Source organism: Mycobacterium kiyosense, from assembly GCA_021654635.1.
GTDB lineage: Bacteria > Actinomycetota > Actinomycetes > Mycobacteriales > Mycobacteriaceae > Mycobacterium > Mycobacterium kiyosense.
The window spans coordinates 1,498,338-1,515,030 of record AP025179.1; the positions used below are offsets into that span (position 1 = coordinate 1,498,338).

The 16,693-nt window shown below is 67.6% G+C and carries 11 protein-coding genes and 2 pseudogenes; 12 read left to right on the forward strand and 1 reads right to left on the reverse strand.

The window, feature by feature from the left end:
- The first annotated feature begins 22 nt into the window (after positions 1–22).
- The 12 genes and pseudogenes from L6444_RS07090 (at position 23) to L6444_RS07145 (ending at position 15,172) form a co-directional block, all read left to right on the forward strand.
- Positions 23–1,468, forward strand: a complete 1,446-nt coding sequence (locus L6444_RS07090; RefSeq protein ID WP_236981487.1) for a WS/DGAT/MGAT family O-acyltransferase — start codon at positions 23–25, stop codon at positions 1,466–1,468.
- Entirely contained in the window at positions 1,465–2,220 is a 756-nt protein-coding gene (locus L6444_RS07095) for an SCO6745 family protein (RefSeq protein WP_236981488.1), read from the forward strand. The genes L6444_RS07090 and L6444_RS07095 overlap by 4 nt, the downstream gene beginning before the upstream one ends.
- An 18-nt stretch (positions 2,221–2,238) precedes the next feature.
- On the forward strand, positions 2,239–2,904 hold the full coding sequence (locus L6444_RS07100; protein WP_236981489.1) for a DUF1345 domain-containing protein: 666 nt from the start codon (positions 2,239–2,241) through the stop codon (positions 2,902–2,904).
- 229 nt (positions 2,905–3,133) lie between these two features.
- Positions 3,134–4,504, forward strand: a complete 1,371-nt coding sequence (locus tag L6444_RS07105; protein WP_236983883.1) for an MFS transporter — start codon at positions 3,134–3,136, stop codon at positions 4,502–4,504.
- 109 nt (positions 4,505–4,613) lie between these two features.
- Positions 4,614–8,723, forward strand: a pseudogene (locus L6444_RS07110) (SpoIIE family protein phosphatase).
- Positions 8,723–9,070, forward strand: coding sequence for an STAS domain-containing protein (locus tag L6444_RS07115; RefSeq protein ID WP_236981490.1), 348 nt, complete (start codon positions 8,723–8,725; stop codon positions 9,068–9,070). Before L6444_RS07110 ends, L6444_RS07115 begins: the two are co-directional and overlap by 1 nt.
- A 445-nt stretch (positions 9,071–9,515) precedes the next feature.
- Positions 9,516–10,554, forward strand: a pseudogene (locus L6444_RS07120) (sulfate ABC transporter substrate-binding protein).
- Complete coding sequence (cysT, locus tag L6444_RS07125; protein WP_236981491.1) at positions 10,551–11,408, forward strand: sulfate ABC transporter permease subunit CysT; 858 nt, start codon at positions 10,551–10,553, stop codon at positions 11,406–11,408. Before L6444_RS07120 ends, cysT begins: the two are co-directional and overlap by 4 nt.
- Positions 11,405–12,223, forward strand: coding sequence for a sulfate ABC transporter permease subunit CysW (gene cysW, locus L6444_RS07130; RefSeq protein WP_236981492.1), 819 nt, complete (start codon positions 11,405–11,407; stop codon positions 12,221–12,223). The genes cysT and cysW overlap by 4 nt, the downstream gene beginning before the upstream one ends.
- A gap of 18 nt (positions 12,224–12,241) precedes the next feature.
- On the forward strand, positions 12,242–13,615 hold the full coding sequence (gene hpnE / locus L6444_RS07135; RefSeq protein WP_236981493.1) for a hydroxysqualene dehydroxylase HpnE: 1,374 nt from the start codon (positions 12,242–12,244) through the stop codon (positions 13,613–13,615).
- Positions 13,616–13,625: 10 nt separating this feature from the next.
- Positions 13,626–14,474: an SDR family oxidoreductase gene (locus tag L6444_RS07140; protein WP_236981494.1), complete on the forward strand. Its 849-nt coding sequence runs from the start codon at positions 13,626–13,628 to the stop codon at positions 14,472–14,474.
- A gap of 2 nt (positions 14,475–14,476) precedes the next feature.
- Positions 14,477–15,172 carry an acetoacetate decarboxylase family protein gene (locus L6444_RS07145; RefSeq protein ID WP_236981495.1) on the forward strand — a complete coding sequence of 232 codons (696 nt, stop codon included), beginning with the start codon at positions 14,477–14,479 and terminating at the stop codon, positions 15,170–15,172.
- 13 nt (positions 15,173–15,185) lie between these two features.
- Here the strand turns inward: L6444_RS07145 and L6444_RS07150 are convergent, their stop codons facing one another.
- Complete coding sequence (locus L6444_RS07150; RefSeq protein WP_236981496.1) at positions 15,186–16,682, reverse strand: potassium/proton antiporter; 1,497 nt, start codon at positions 16,680–16,682, stop codon at positions 15,186–15,188.
- Positions 16,683–16,693 lie beyond the last annotated feature (11 nt).

The window sequence follows — 16,693 nt, forward strand, 5'->3', positions numbered from 1 at the left end:
GCGCTGACGGACGGGCTTTGATGTGAAACGACTCACCGGCTTGGACGCCTTGACGTTGTACAGCGAGACCCCGGAAATCCACATGCACACGCTGAAAATCGGCGTACTGGACATCTCGGGTTTCAGCCAGGAGTTCAGCTTCGAGCTGTTCCGGCAGATCGCCTACCCGCGCCTGATGGCGTTGGAACCGCTGCGCTATCAACTGGTCGACATCCCGATGAAGCTGCACCACCCGATGTGGCGGACCAACGACGACATCGACCTCGACTACCATCTGCGTCACACCCGGGTGGCCGCGCCCGGCGGACGACGCGAACTCGACCAGCTGATCGGTCACATCGCCAGTACCCCGCTGGATCGCTCCCGGCCGCTGTGGGAGATGTACGTCGCCGAGGGCCTGGCCGACGGTCGCATCGCCATCATCCACAAGGTCCACCACGTATTGGCCGACGGAGTGGCGTCGGCCAACCAGATGGCACTGGCGATGGCGCTCGAGCACCCGGACCCGAGGCGCCGCGCCAAAGCGCCCGACCTGCCGGGCACCCGCGCCGAGCTGCTCCGGGCCGCCGCACGCGACCACGTCGGCCTGATCCGCAAGCTGCCCCGCCTGCTCACCGAGACGACCACCGGTGTCCGGCGGGTCCGCCGCCGCGCCAAGGAACGCGGCGCGCACCCCGAGCTTGCGCGCAACTTCGCACCGCCCCCATGCTTCATCAATCACCGGGTGACCCCGGGTCGTCTGTTCGCCACCGCGCCGCTGCCGCTGGCGGACGTCAAGCAGACGGCCAAGCACCTCGGGGTCACGCTCAACGATGTGGTGCTGGCCATGGTCGCCGGCGCGCTGCGTCGACTGCTGCTGCGATACGACGGTGAAGCCGGCGAGCCCTTGATCGCCGGCGTACCGGTAAGTTACAACACCTCCCCAGATCGGTTGGCGGGCAACGAGTTCTCCTATATGACGCCGTCGCTGCCGGTACACATCGACGACCCGATCGAGCGGGTGAAGCTGACTTCGCTGGCCACCAAGATCGCCAAAGAGAACCATCAGTTGCTGGGCCCTACGGTGCTGCCGGCGTGGATGTCGTATTTGCCGCCGGCGTTGGCGCCGCGCTTGTTCCGCGCCCAGGCCAGGCGAGTCGAATCAGCCAGCGTGATGAATCTGACCGTCTCCAACGTGCCCGGTCCGCGGGTTCGGGGCGACGTCGAGGGCGCCACGGTCAACGAGATCTACTCCGTCGGGCCGATCGTCGCGGGCAGCGGCATGAACGTCACGGTGTGGAGTTACGTCGATCAACTGGCCATCTCGGTGCTCACCGACGATGTGACGCTGACCGACCCGCACGAGGCCACCGAGGCGATGATCGATGCGTTCATCGAAATACGCAGTGCTGCAGGGCTTTCCAGTGAATTGACACCGGTGGGCGCCGTCCTTCCGCTGGTAACCGGGATCAAAGGAGGATTTTCATGACTGCTGACGGGATGCTCGAAGCGGCCCGCGCCGCCGGAGCGCCGATCGAGAAGGCCGTCGCGGTATTCATGCTGCATCCGGAGACGTTCGGCGAAAGTGTCGCGGCCGGTTACCAGAACCCGCTGGCAGGGTACGTCGCCGGCCGCGGCGGTGTGCTGGGTGATGCCAGCGGAACGACGGTCGCGGCGGTGTTCGCGGTCTTCGAGCCCGATTCGCTGGCCGCGCTGTGGGACCAGGGTGTCGCGGTACGCGGCGCAGCTGGTGCGGCGCAACAATATTGGGAGCAGACCGCTGGTTTCGCCCGCAGGCACCTGGCCGGAGTCGACGGCCTGGACCGTGTTGCCGAACTGGGCGAGAAGCTCATCGCGGTGACACCGACCGCGGGTCTGCCCCTGTTTGCGGGATGGCGCACGATGCCGCTGGCCGAGGATGCTCCCGCGCGGGCGCTGCAGGTGATGTTCATCCTGCGCGAGCTGCGGGCCGGTGTGCATTTCAACGCCCTCACCATTTCCGGCGTCAGCCCGGTGGAAGCGCACATGCTCAACAAGGGGGCCGAGTACACCAGGATGTTCGGCTGGCCCGAGCCGTTCGCCGACGGTACCGACAAGAAGGACCGCTACGAGCAGGTCGAGCAGACGACCAATCGCCGGATGGCGGAGATCTTCGCGGCGGCCCTCAGCCGTGACGAGGCCGACGAACTTGCCCGACTCGGCGCCGCCGCGCTGTCGTCGTTGCAGGCCAACCTGCCGTAACGGTGTTTAGCTTGCGGCATGGCGCACCAGGCAAGGTCTCGCTGGCGGACGCGGGTGGTGGTCCGGCTGATCGTCGCGGCGGGTATTGGTGTCGCTGCCGCGACGCTCGTGCCTCTGCTGGCCGGGCTGAGGTACGCGCCCAGCGTCGGCTGGATCGCCGCGGCGTCGACGTACCTGGTCTGGACGTGGATCGTCGTGCTGCCGATGGATGCCGACCGGACCCGCGAGCACGTCGAACCTGAGGACCCGCCCCGCGGTTGGCTGACCGACGCGGTGATCCTGACGGCGAGCGTGGCGAGCCTGGCCGGCGTGGAACATCTCCTGGTCGCCGGGTCGAAGTCCGGCCCGGAGAAGGATGTGGCCGCGGCGGTAGGCGTGGTCAGCATCGTCGCCGCGTGGTGCGTCGTGCACACCGTGTTCAGCGTCCGCTACGCCGACGTCTACTACTCCGATGCTGCCGACGGAATCACGTCCATCAACTTCAACGGGTCCGACGCCCCGCGGTTCCTGGACTTCTTCTACCTGGGCTTCACCATCGGCATGACCTATCAGGTTTCCGACACCACCCTGCAGACCGGCCAGTTGCGCCGCATCGCACTCGCGCAGGCGTTGTTGTCCTACCTCTTCGGTGCGGTGATATTGGCGGTGACGATCAATCTTGTTGTAGCACTCAGTAATTCATGAGTCCATACAGGAACCTCGGTGGTCCGGTCGGTGAGCGACGGCAGGCTTGCCCCCCATGCCGTCAGACGATCTCGAACGCGGCATGATGTTTCCGTCCGCCCGGTGACGGGAAAGCGAACGTGTGCGCGAGGAGCCGACCATTTCGACGTCCGATGCGGTGACCGGTTCGATCCGCAGCCTCATCCCCGCCCGCATCGACCGGCTGCCCTGGTCGCCGTTCCACACCCGGATGGTGGTGGCACTCGGCGTCGCCTGGGTCCTGGACGGCCTGGAGATCACCGTGGCCAGCGCGGTCGCCGACACCCTCACCGCCCCCGAGACGCTGCACCTGTCCTCGGCGGCGGTCGGGTTCGCCGCGACCATCTATCTGATCGGCGAGGTGACCGGCGCGCTCTTCTTCGGCCGGCTGTCCGACAAGCTGGGCCGGCGCAATCTGTTCATGGTCACCCTGGCCGTGTACCTGGCGGGCAGCGCGCTGACCGCATTCACCATGGGCAACAGCGCCGGCTGGATCGCCTTCCTGTATGCCACCCGGTTCATTGCCGGCACTGGCATCGGGGGTGAGTACGCGGCCATCAACTCCGCGATCGACGAGCTGATCCCGGCCCGCTACCGCGGCCGCGTCGACATCGCCGTCAACGGCACCTACTGGGCGGGGGCGATCCTCGGCACGCTCGGCACGTTCGTCTTCCTCAAAGTGATCGACCTGAGCCTGGGCTGGCGGCTGGCCTTCCTGCTGGGACCGGTGCTGGCCCTGGTGATCCTGCTGGTGCGCCGCAATCTGCCGGAGAGTCCGCGCTGGCAGGTGATGAACGGCCGCATCGAAGAGGCCGAGAAATCCATCGCCTACATCGAGGAGGAAGTCCGGGCCACCGGAGCCCGCCTGCCGGAGGTCGACGAAACCAGGGCCATCGAACTCAAGCCAGCCGAGAAGATCGGCTACCTGGCGCTGACGCGGGTGTTGTTCCGGGACTACCCCGGCCGCTCGGTGCTCGGCGCCTCCCTGATGATCAGCCAGTCGTTCCTGTACAACGCGATCTTCTTCACCTACACGCTGGTGCTGGGCAAGTTCTATCATGTCTCCCGGGATTCGGCGCCGCTCTTTCTCGTTGCTTTCGCCGTCGGAAACCTGTTGGGGCCGTTGACACTTGGGCGTTACTTCGACACTATCGGCCGCCGCAAGATGATCGCCGGCACCTACCTGACGTCCGGCCTGCTGCTGGCGGTGAGCGCCGGGCTGTTCGAGGCGGGGGTCCTCAACGCGATCACTCAGACCATCGCCTGGTGCGTCATCTTCTTCATCGCCTCGGCCGGTGCGAGCGCCGCCTACCTGACGGTCAGTGAGATCTTCCCGCTGGAGGTCCGGGCCAAGGCGATCGCGGTGTTCTTCGCGATCGCCCAGAGTTTCGGCGCCCTGGGTCCGGTCATCTACGGCGCGCTCATCGGCGACGGCAATAATCCCACCATGCTGTTCCTGGGTTACCTGCTGGGTGCGGTGGTGATGATGGCCGGCGGACTGATCGCCTGGTTCCTCGCCGTCGACGCCGAAGGCAGATCCCTCGAGGACATCGCCACCCCGCTGGCAGCCAGCACCGATTGAGGTTTTTTCATGATGCGACCGCGTTGCGTGCCCGTGTTCGTTTGCTACAGATAATCTCTGAGGTTGAGGGAACGCTGGTGGGACCAACCAGAGCTCGAAAGGTGGGTCAGTGGTCTTCCGAGCAGACCAGGAGATCGGGCTAGATCTCGCTGCCGTCGATTGGTCGTCGACCCCGCTGGGGCCCGTCGACACGTGGCCGCAGAGCCTGCGTACGGCCGTGGACATCCTGCTGTCGTCTCGGTTTTCGATGTGGATGGGGTGGGGGCCCGAGCTCACTTTCTTCTGCAACGCCGCCTATCGCCACGACACCCTGGGACGCAAATATCCGTGGGCGCTGGGCCGGCCGGCCAGCGAGGTGTGGGCCGAGATCTGGCCTGACATCGCACCGCGCGTCGACCGCGTCCTCGGTGCGGAGGCAGAGTCGACCTGGGACGAGGCGTTGCTGCTCTTCCTGGAGCGGTCCGGCTACACCGAGGAGACCTATCACACGTTCTCCTACAGCCCGCTGCGCGATGACGACCAGCGCGTGGTCGGTTTGCTGTGCGTCGTCAGCGAGGACACCGGGCGGGTAATCTCCCAGCGCCGCATCGCGACGTTGCGGGAACTGGGCTCGGATCCCAGCGTCGTGCGCACCGAGCGGCAGATGCTCGACTTCGCCGCCCAGCAGCTCGGGCGCAACCCGTATGACCTCCCGTTCACCCTGACCTACCTGTTCGACGACGACGGGCCGGCCCACCTGGTCGGTACCAGCGGTATCGCCGCCGGGCATCCGGCGGCACCGGAAACCCTGCCCGGCGACGGCCCGTCGGTGTGGCCAATCGAGAAGGCGGCGCGCGGCGAGGCCGAACTCGTCGAGCTGGACGGCGTCGCGCAGCAGCTGCCCTGTGGCGCCTGGCGCAAGCCGCCTAGGCAGGCGCTGGTGGTGCCGCTGCTGCAGCACGGTGGACCGCCGGTCGGTTTCCTGGTGGCCGCGCTGAACCGGCACCGGGGGAATTCGACGACGGCTACCGCGGCTTCGTCGAACTGGTTGCCGGTTACCTCGCGGCTGGAGTGATCAGCGCCCGCAGCTATGAGGCGCAGCAGCAGCGTGCCGAGGCATTGGCCGAACTTGACGGCGCCAAGACCGCCTTCTTCTCCAACATCAGTCACGAGTTCCGTACGCCGCTCACCCTGATCCTGGGGCCGGTCGACGAGTTGCGCCGTCAGGAGACCGGCCTCGACAGCCATGCGCGGCAAGAACTCGAACTGGTGCACCGCAACGCCCTGCGGCTGGCCAAGCTGGTCAACACATTGCTGGATTTCTCCCGCATCGAGGCGGGACGTATGCGGGGCCCGCTTCGAGCCCGTCGATCTCGCGAGGTTCACCGCCGAGCTGGCCAGCGTGTTCCGGTCAGCGATCGACCAGGCCGGCCTGACGTACGTGGTGGACTGTCCGCCACTCGACGAACCGGTGTATCTGGACCGCGAGATGTGGGAGAAGGTGGTGCTCAACCTGCTCTCCAACGCGCTGAAGTTCACCTTCGAGGGGTCCATCACGGTCCGGGTGGCCCGCGACGACGGTCAAGCGGTCGTCACCGTCTCCGACACCGGAATCGGCGTTCCCGCCGCCGAGATGCCCCGGCTCTTCGAGCGTTTCCATCGCATCGAGTCGGCCCGCGCACGCTCCACCGAGGGCAGCGGGATCGGGCTTGCCCTGGTCAAGGAACTGGTCGGGTTGCACGGCGGGACCATCAGCGCCGACAGCCGCGAAGGCGCCGGCACCACGTTCACCGTGCGGCTCCCGTTCGGTGCCGCCCATCTGCGTGCCGACGAACTGGCCGCCACGGCGCAGGAGCCACCGGCCACCGGTGCGATCGCCGAGCCGTTCGTCCAGGAAGCCCTGCGCTGGCTGCCGGGCACGACGACGCCCGTCGCCGCCGCGGCCGCCCCGGCCGAGTCCACCGGGGTCCAGGCCCGTGTGCTGGTGGCCGATGACAACGCGGACATGCGCGAATACCTGACCAGTCTGCTGGGAGCCTCCGGGTACGAGGTCAGTGGCTACAGCGACGGCCTGGCCGCGCTGGAGGCGATCCGTGCACAACCGCCCGAGCTGGTGATCAGTGACGTCATGATGCCGGGGTTGGACGGCCTGCAGCTGCTCTCGATGCTGCGGCAGGATCCGCGCACCGCCGCCCTCCCCGTTATTCTGCTGTCCGCGCGGGCCGGCCAGGAGGCCGCCGTGGAGGGGCTACTCGCCGGTGCCGACGACTACCTGGTCAAGCCTTTCGCGGCCGCCGACCTGCTGGCCCGGGTGCGCACCAACGTCGAGTTGACGCGGTTGCGCAACTATCACTCGCGCTGGCGCGCCGCGTTGGTGGACTCGCTGCAGGAAGGGTTCTTCATCTGCGACGAGCACGGTGCGATCATCGAGGTGAACACCGCGTTCACCGAGATCCTCGGTTACGGCCCCGAAGGAATACCGTACGAGCCCGTCCACCCCTGGTGGCCCGACCCGGACACCGACGCCGAGGCCTATCGGCAGTGCGAATCGGCGTTTACCCGACTGCTGAACGACAGCCAAGGTGGCTACGTCGTCCCGGTCACCCACCGAGACGGCCACCGAGTGTGGCTCACGGTCAACTTCAACCATGCCAACGACCCCGACTCCGGGCGTCGCGTCATGGTCGGCACCTTCCGCGATATCACGGCCGAGCACTACGCCGTACAGAGCCAACTTGCGCTCGCGGAGCTCAACGCCCAACTGGCGCAAGCGGATACGCTCGAGGACGGGCTGCGGAGCACCGCTGAGGTGTTGCGCGGAGTGTGGCAGGCGCGGCGCGTTCTAGCCGTGACGTTCATCGACGACTCGCCCACCGAGCACGCCCCGGCTCTGGTCTGCGCCGGCGAGGCGTGCACCTGGGGAGAGCTCGCACCGCGGCACCGCCAGCTGATCGAGACACTCCGCGGAGCCGATCTGCTGAGCACCTACACCGCAGACGCCGGGGTGGCCGGCGTCTCGTTGCAGCATCCCCACGGCCTCCTGGTCATCTGGATCGAGCTCTCCGAGCATCGCCGCTTCACCCGGGAGGACGAGACGCTGCTCACGGCGCTGGCCGGGCGTCTCGGTCAGGGGCTGCACCGCATCAACCAATTGGACCTGCAACGCGAGACCGCGCTGGCGTTGCAGCACGCGATGCTGGGACCGGCGGACCTGCCCGGCGGCATCGCCGTGCGCTACCTCCCGGCCAGCCGACCACTACAGGTCGGCGGCGACTGGTACGACGTGGTCGATCTCGGGGACGGCCGGGTGGCCCTGATCGTCGGCGACTGCGTGGGCCACGGTTTGGCGGCCGCCACGGTGATGGGTCAGTTGCGCAGCGCATGCCGCGCGCTGCTGCTCGAGCAGTCCGGCCCGAGTGCGGCGCTGGCCGGCCTGGATCGGTTCGCCGCGCGCCTACCCGGCGCGCGCTGCACCACGGCGTTCTGCGCGGTGCTCACCTCCGAGACCGGGGAACTGGTGTACGCCAATGCGGGTCACCCGCCGCCGATCATCGTCTACGCCGACGGCACCAAGGTGATGCTGGACGGCGAGCACGGGTTGCCGCTGGCGCTGCGGCCGGACTGGGAGCGGCCCGAATCGCGCATCACGATGCCGCCGCGCGCAACTCTGTTGCTCTACACAGACGGTCTGGTCGAGCGTCGGGGCAGCTCCCTGGACGACGGTATGTCCCGCGCCGCCGATCTGGTGCAGGAAGGCCGGTCGCAGTCCCTCGACGAGGTGGCCGACTACCTGATGTCCCGCTTGGAGCCCGCGGGCGGTTATCCCGACGACGTGGCAGTGCTGTTGTATCGCCAACCAGCGCCGCTGGCAATGGAATTCACCGCCGACGCCGAGAACCTCGCGGGAAGCCGGGCCGCCTTGCGCAGCTGGCTCACTCAGGTCGGAGTCGAGCCGGCTCAGATCCAGGACGTGCTGACCGCAACCGGTGAGGCTGTCGCCAACGCGATCGAGCACGGCCACCGTGACAAACCGCACGGCACCGTCTGCCTGCATGCCAGCGCAATGGTGGACCGCCTGCAGGTGACGGTCACTGACAGCGGTGAGTGGAAGACGCCCACCAAGGTTCCCGGCATGAGTCGCGGCCGTGGCATCGCTTTGATGCGAGTCCTGATGGAGGACTTCAGCATCAACTCCACTGAAGCCGGCACCACGGTGCACATGTACGCGAGGATCCCGTAATGGCCACACCGCTGCACCTCAACACCGACCGCGGCGCTGACGGGACACCGCGGGTGATCGCCACCGGCGAGATAGACCTGAGCAATATCGCGACATTCACCCGGGCATTGGCGGACGCGGGCGGGGGGACGCGCCGGCCGATCACCGTCGATCTCAGTGCGGTCAGATATCTCGACAGTGCCGGCATCAACGCGCTTTTCGATCATGCCGACGCGGTGGACCATCTGCGGGTCATCGTTCACCCCCTGCTGGTTCGGGTTCTCACGGTCAGCGGATTCAGCAAGATCGCGACAGTCGAGTCCGCGCCGGCCTCGACCGACGGCGCCTCCGGCTTAGACTCACCCTGACTTTTTGCGCCGCGCGCCCGCGGATCCTGCGCTGGAAGGCGCGGGCGCTGCTGCCGAGCCAATGACATTGTTGGGGCCGGATAGGTCAATGGTGTGAACTCAGTTCGGTGACCGCGCCGGCGGGGGTGGCCGCGACCAGTGCTTTATGCCCTCGTGCGGGGCGGGGCCGACGATCGGCACGAGCCGTTGCCGGTGGCCATGCCGCGCCCGGGGGGCTGCTGTGCCACGGGGCGAGCGGAAGAGGCTGCCGCACCTTGTCGCGCTCGGCGACGCTGCCGACACGCCGCGGGCTTTGCTACGTTTCCGCCATGTATGCGGCAGCCGACGGCGTGGAGTGCGATCCCGCCATGCGTTGTTGTCGCTGAAGTTCTGACCCCGATTCTGTTGATTACAAGCACCATTGCGCGGTGTGCGCACCCCGTTACCCAAATCCTGGAAGGCATCGATGTCTGCTGGCACCGACCGCGTGTCCCGTTGGGGACGAGTCGTCGGCATGACGGTTGTCGCCGCCGTGGTCGCGGCGTGCGGCGGCGGTGCCAGCGACGCCGTGGGCGGCGACTCGGTCACCGAGGTGAACACCAGCATCACCCTGGTGGCGTACTCGGTGCCCGAACCCGGTTGGAGTGCGGTGATTTCGGCGTTCAACGCTTCCGAGGAGGGCAAAGGCATTCAGGTGATCACCTCCTACGGCGCCTCCGGTGACCAGTCCCGCGGCGTTGTCGCGGGTAAGCCGGCCGACATCGTGAACTTCTCGGTGCAACCCGACATAACGCGATTGGTGAAGGCGGGCAAGGTTTCTGCGGACTGGGACACCGAAGCCAGCAAGGGCATACCCTTCGGTTCGGTAGTGACGTTGGTGGTGCGCAAGGGTAACCCGAAGAACATCCGCGACTGGGACGACCTGCTGCGCCCGGGGGTGGAGATCATCACCCCCAGCCCGATGAGCTCGGGGTCGGCGAAGTGGAATCTGCTTGCCCCCCTACGCGGTCAAGAGCGGTGGCGGGCGCAACGTCGCGGCAGGCGTCGACTTCGTCGACCGGTTGGTCCGCGAGCACGTCAAGTTGCGTCCGGGATCCGGCCGGATCGCCACCGACGTGTTCGTCGAAGGCAGCGGCGATGTCCTGATCAGCTACGAGAACGAGGCCATCGCCACTGAGCGGCAAGGCTATCCGGTCGAGCACATCAACCCGCCCCAGACGTTCAAGATCGAGAACCCGGTCGCCGTGGTGAGCAGCAGCACACATCTGCAGGCTGCGACGGCGTTCAAGAACTTCCAGTACAGCGCGGTGGCGCAACGGTTGTGGGCACGCGCCGGGTTTCGGCCCGTCGATCCCGCCGTCGCCTCGGACTTCCGCGACCAGTTTCCGGTGCCGGTGAAACTGTGGACCATCGCTGATCTCGGCGGCTGGGGAACGGTCGATCCCGAGCTGTTCGATCGGCACACCGGAAAGATCACCACGCTCTATCTGGAGGCCACCGGATGACAGCCGCAGTGTTGACCCCGGAACGTCAGCTACCAGCGCCGCCACCGGTCGCCGCCGCAGACCCCAAGGGCGACAAAGCCGTTCGGGTCGGTGTGGTGACGCTGTGGCTGTCCATCATCGTGCTGTTACCACTGGCCGCGATTGCCTGGCAGGCATGTGGTGGTGGCTGGCAACACTTCTGGTTGGCGGTCACCTCGCACGCCGCGCTGGAATCCTTCAAGGTCACGTTGATCATCTCCGTGGTCGTGACCGTGCTCGACGTGGTGTTCGGGGTGTTGGCAGCGTGGATGTTGGTGCGGGACGACTTCGCCGGGAAGGGGTTGTTGGACGCGATCATCGACCTGCCTTTCGCATTGCCGACCATCGTCACGAGTCTGGTGATGCTGGCCTTATACGGCCCCAGCAGCCCGGTGGGCCTGCATCTGCAGCACACTCCACCGGGGGTTGCGATGGCGTTGGCGTTCGTGACGATGCCTTTCGTGGTGCGTGCCGTTCAGCCGGTGCTGCGCGAAATCGATCGCGAGGTAGAGGAGGCCGCGGCCTCGCTGGGTGCAAGTGGCCGAAAGGTTTTCGCCTCGATCGTGCTGCCCGCGCTGCTGCCCGCGGTGTTGTCCGGTGCGGGGCTGGCGTTTTCGCGGTGCATCGGTGAATTCGGTTCGGTGGTGACGATCGGCGGCGCCGTGCCGGGCAAGACCGAGGTTTCCTCGCAGTGGATCCGGGCGCTGATCGAGAACGACGACCGTACCGCTGCTGCCGCGATATCGATTGTGCTGCTTTCTATCTCGTTCAGCGCATTGTTGATTCTGCGGCTTGCGGGCGGGTGGTTCACCAGGCGGCACGAGGATCTCGGGTGACCTCGTCGAGCGTGGTGCGCCACCTGGTGCGCTGGGTGGCGTCGGGCTACATCGTGGTGATGCTCGTGGTGCCGGTGTCGCTGATCCTGTACCGGACGTTCCGGCCGGGACTCCATCAATTCTTCGCCTGGATCAGCACACCCGCGGCGATCTCCGCACTGCAGCTGTCCCTGCTGGTGCTGGCCATCGTAGTGCCGTGCAATGTGGTGTTCGGTGTTCCCACGGCGATACTGCTGGCGCGCAACAAGTTTCGTGGCAAAGGTGTCTTGCAGTCGGTCATCGACCTGCCGTTCGCGGTTTCGCCGATCATCGTGGGTGTGGCGTTGATCTCGGCGTGGGGATCGGCGGGTGCGCTCGGATTCATCGAGCGCGACACCGGCGTCAAGATCATCTTCGGCGTTCCCGGCATCGTGCTGGCCAGCATCTTCGTCACCCTGCCGTTCATCGTGCGGGAGGTGCAGCTGGTGCTGAGCGAGGTGGGCACCGAACAGGAGCAGGCGGCGGTGACCCTGGGTTCGAATGCGTGGCAGACCTTCTGGCGGATCACGCTGCCCTCGATCCGGTGGGGCCTGACCTATGGCGTGGTGCTGACCGTGGCGCGGGTGCTGGGCGAGTTCGGTGGTGTGGTGATGGTGTCGTCGAACCTGCCGGGCAGCACGCAGACCCTCACGCTGCTGGTCAACGACCGCTACAACCGCGGGCATGTCTACGGCGCCTACGCGCTGTCGTCGCTGATGATGGCCGTCGCGATCGCGTTCCTCATCGTCAAGGTGATCCTGCACGTGCGCCGGGCGCGGTCAAACCGCCAGGCCTGAGTTGAGTATGGTTCGGTGATGAACGATTCGCCGAACCTGCACATCGTCGTCGTGGGCGGCGGTCTGGCGGGCCTTGCTGCCACGGTGTGGCTGGCCGAACTCGGTTACGCGGTCACCTTATTGGAGAGCAACGGCTCGCTGGGCGGGCGCACCATCGGCCTGACCTCCGGGCACGGTGATGCCATCGAGAACGGTCAGCACGTGTTCGCCGGCTCATACGACTGCGTGTTCCGTTACCTCGATTCCGTTGGTACCCGGCATCTTTTGCGGTTCCCCGACGAATTCGGGGTGCGCTATCCGGGCGGGCACGTCGAGACGTTCGGTTTGCGGGCCCGTAACGCGCGCCGCATGCTGCTGGGCCGGGTCCGCGGTCTGGGTCTGCCGGCGTTGCTGAAGGCCGGCCCGGCGTGGGCGCGGCTGGTCCGCGACGTCATCCGGTTCGACGACGCCCTGGACGACATCACCGTCGACGAGTGGTTCGACCGACTGGGCTTTCCCGCCGAGGTGCGCCGGATCATGCTCAATTCGATGGTGATCGGCCTGCTCAACGAGCTCCCGCACCTTGCCTCCGCGCACGCCTTCGCGGCCCTGCTGCGTACCGGTGCCGACCGGGTGCGCAGTGGGGGGTCAGCGGCGGCGCGGATCGGCTATCCGACCGTCGACCTGGAGACGCTGTACCTGCAGGGCGCCCGGCGGGTGATGGACGAACGCGGGGTGGACGTGCGATTGCGCACCCGCGCGGTGTCGGTGGAGGTGGCCGACGGCCGCGCCAGCGGCGTCCGGTTGGCGGACGGTTCGACGGTGCAGGCCGACGCGGTGGTGCTGGCGGTGCCGTCGTGGAATCTACGGTCGCTGCTCGACGAGGTGCCGGGCTCCGAAGAGATCCGACTGGCGGCCAAGCAACTCGAGCCCATCCCGATCATGAACGCCTACGTGTTACTGGATCGCCCGCTGGGCACCGTCGCGCCATGGGAATCGTTGTTGGACAGCGACATTGGTTGGGTGTTCGACCGCGACCGGATGCACGGGCCGCGCGCCGACGGCAACCACCTGTACGCGCTCACCACCTGCGCCGCCTACGACCTGATGCCGCTGAAGAACCGGGAGGTGGGCGAGCGGCTGGTCGCCGCGCTGCGCGCCAGCTACCCGGCCGCCCGGGACGCCCGGGTGCTCGACGTGACCGTGGTGCCCTGGCCAAAGGCCACTTTCTCGTCCCGGGTCGGCATGTCGACGATCCGCCCCGGCAACCGCACGGCGCTGCCGAATCTCGCGCTGGCCGGCGACTGGACCCACAACGACTGGCCCACCACCATGGAGGGGGCCGCGCAGAGCGCGGCCCGCGCGGTCGATCTGGTTCATGCGGCGCTCGGCCCGGCCACGGCCGGGGTCTAAGGTTTGCGACATGCCGAAGCTGCGGGGACGACGCGTCGCCATCACCGGGGGTGCGCAGGGCATCGGCCGCGCGATCGGCGAGGCGCTGATCGCCGCGGGCGCCACGGTGGCCCTCGGTGACGTCCAAGAAGCCGCCGTGCAGCAGACGGCCGCCGAACTTGGCACGGCGGCAACGGGTTACCGCCTCGACGTAACGGACCCGGCCGGTTTCGAGACGTTCCTGGACCGCTCGGCCGAGGATCTCGGCGGGCTCGACGTGCTGGTCAACAACGCCGGCATCATGCCGATCGGGCCGTTTCTGCAGGAGAGCCCGAACGTCACCCGTCGCACCCTGGAGATCGACGTCCTGGGGGTGATGACCGGAACGCGGTTGGCCGGCGCCCGGTTCGCCCGGAGTGGGTCGGGCCACATCGTGAACATCGCCTCGGTGATGGGCACCCTGGCATCGCCCAACGCGGCCACCTACTGTGCCGCCAAGTACGCGGTGGTCGGTTTCAGCGAGGCGCTGCGCCAGGAGTGGCGGGGCAGCGGGGTCAAGATCTCGGCGATCTGCCCGGGCTTCGTGCGCACCGAGCTGATCGCGGGCATGGCCGCGCCGGGGCCGCTGGAACGGTTTCTGGTGGTCGATCCTGAGGCCGTTGCCGCCGCGGTGGTCACCGAACTGAACCGGGGTGCCTCGCGCACGGTGTTCGTTCCCAAGTTGGTGGGCCTGGTTGCCCGCGGGACCGCCGTCCTGCCGGACCCGCTCGTCGACGCCGCGTTCCGGTTGTCGGGTGGCAACAAGGTCACCTCAGAGCTGGACCGCGAGAAACGAGCGTCGTACCAGGCGCGTGTCGAAGGCCGAGAGATCCAGGAGTAGGTATGTCGCGTATCGAGTTGACCGGGTTGCGCGGGGTGCCGGAGACCGCGCTGTCCGAGGCCTTGGTCGCCACCTTGCCCGCCAACGCAGCGCCCGCACCGTGGGAGTGCCGCTGCTCGGCGTTGCTGTGGCTGGGGCGGGGTGGTCGGGCCGCAGCCGCGGCGCTGCCGCCCGCACTGGCCGGTAGCTCGGCGCTGGCCACGATCGGCGGATTCGTCCGTTACACCGACACGCCGGTCGGTGCCTACGACGAGGTGCTCGGCATGGTCGGCTCCCGCACCGGGCTGCGGCCGTGGGGAAATGTGGCCTTCATGTCGGTGGATTCGGAGTCCAGCCTGGTCGGGGGCCGCACGAATTGGGCGATGCCCAAGACGCTGGCTCGGTTCGACGGCGAGTTGGCCAACGGTCAGGTCATCACCGGCAGCAGCGCCGACCAGCTGTCCTGGACGGTCAGCGCCACTCCGCGGGTGGTGGGCCCGGCCATCCCGCTCAAGACCAGGGCCAGCGCCCGCCAGCAGTTCGCCGACGGGCGCGTCGGTGACTCGTTGTTGACGTTCGCCGGTCGGGTGCGCCCGGCATTGGTGACCGTCGGCGTCTCCTCGGCGGGGCCACTGCCGACCTGGCTGCGCCCCGGCCTGCATCTCGGGGCGCTGATCGACCAGGCGGTCTTCACCTTGGGCGAGCCGCGGTTCAGCTAGTCGCGACCGCGGACTAGTCCAGTTCGCCGTACTCGTCGAACCAGTGCGCCAGTTTGCCGCGCCGGCTGACGGCCCGCAGCCTGGCTTCGGCTGCCGCCCGCGTCTTGCTCGTGGTGACGATCAGCAGTTCGTCGCCGGCCGCGATCCGCGTGTCGGGCTCCGGGACGAAGGTGTGGCCATTGCGGATGATCAGCGTGATGACCGCCGGGTCCGGCAGGCGCAGCTCCAAGATGGTGACGTTGTGCAGGCGCGACGGCCGCTGCACGGTCATGGTCAGCAGTTCCGCGTCGAGCATGTCCAGCGGGGCGGCCTCGACCTGGATCTCGCGGGTTGCCTCGCGCGATATCAGTCCCAGGATCCGGGCGATCGGGCGCAGGCTGGGGCCCTGGATCAGGGTGAAGACCACCACCAGTACGAAAACGATGTTGAGCAGCCGGTGACTGCCCTCCACACCGGCGACGATCGGGAAGGTGGCCAGCACGATCGGGACCGCGCCACGCAGTCCCGCCCAAGACAGGAAGACCTGGTCGCGCCAGGGGATGCGGAACCAGATCAGTGAGACCACCACCGACAGCGGCCGGGCAACCAGCAGCAGGACCAGGCCGATGACGATCGCCGGAAAGACGTCCGGCGCCAATTCGTGCGGGTTCACCAGCAGGCCGAGCAGCACGAACAACCCGATCTGCGCCAGCCAGCCGACGCCTTCGGCGAACGATCGGGTCGCCGACCGGTGTGGCAGGCCGGAGTTGGCCAGTACCACCGCGGCTAGATAGGCGGCGATGAAGCCGCTGGCGTGGGCGTCGCCGGCGGCAGCGAACGCCATCAAGCCGAGCCCGAAGGTGGCGATCGGGTACAGGCCGGAGGCCGGCAGCGCGATGCGCCGCAGGCCCAGCGCTCCCAGATAGCCCACCACCAGACCGATCGCCGAACCGCCGAGCAGTTCGTAGACCAAGCCGGTGACGGCACCTTCCGGTTCGAACACGAACGGCACCACGCTGAACATGAGCACGAGGATCACGCCGGGGGCGTCGTTGAACCCCGACTCGGCTTCCAGCAGTCCGGCCAGGCGCCGCGGCAGCGGCAACACCCGTAACACCGAGAACACCGCCGCGGCGTCGGTGGACGACACGATGGCGCCGAGCAGCAGCGCGAGTTGCCATTGGATGCCGAGCAGCAGGTGCGCGCCCACCGCCGTCACCAGCGTGCTGATCAGCACGCCGAGGGTGGCCAGCGCGCCGGCGGGCGCCAGCACTTTACGGATGTCGCCGAACCGGGTCGTCAGACCGCCCTCGACGAGAATCACCGCCAGCGCCGCGGTCCCGACGTTGCGGGCCAACAGCGCGTCGTCGAATTTCAGCCCCAGCCCGTCCTCGCCGATCACCACCCCGACCATCAGGTAGAGCAGCAGGCTGGGGAAGCCCACCACGGTGGCCACCCGGGTACCGACAATGCTGGCCAGCAGCACGAGGCCACCGATCGACACGATCAGGTACAGCTGTTCCAGGGTCATTCTTTCCCGTT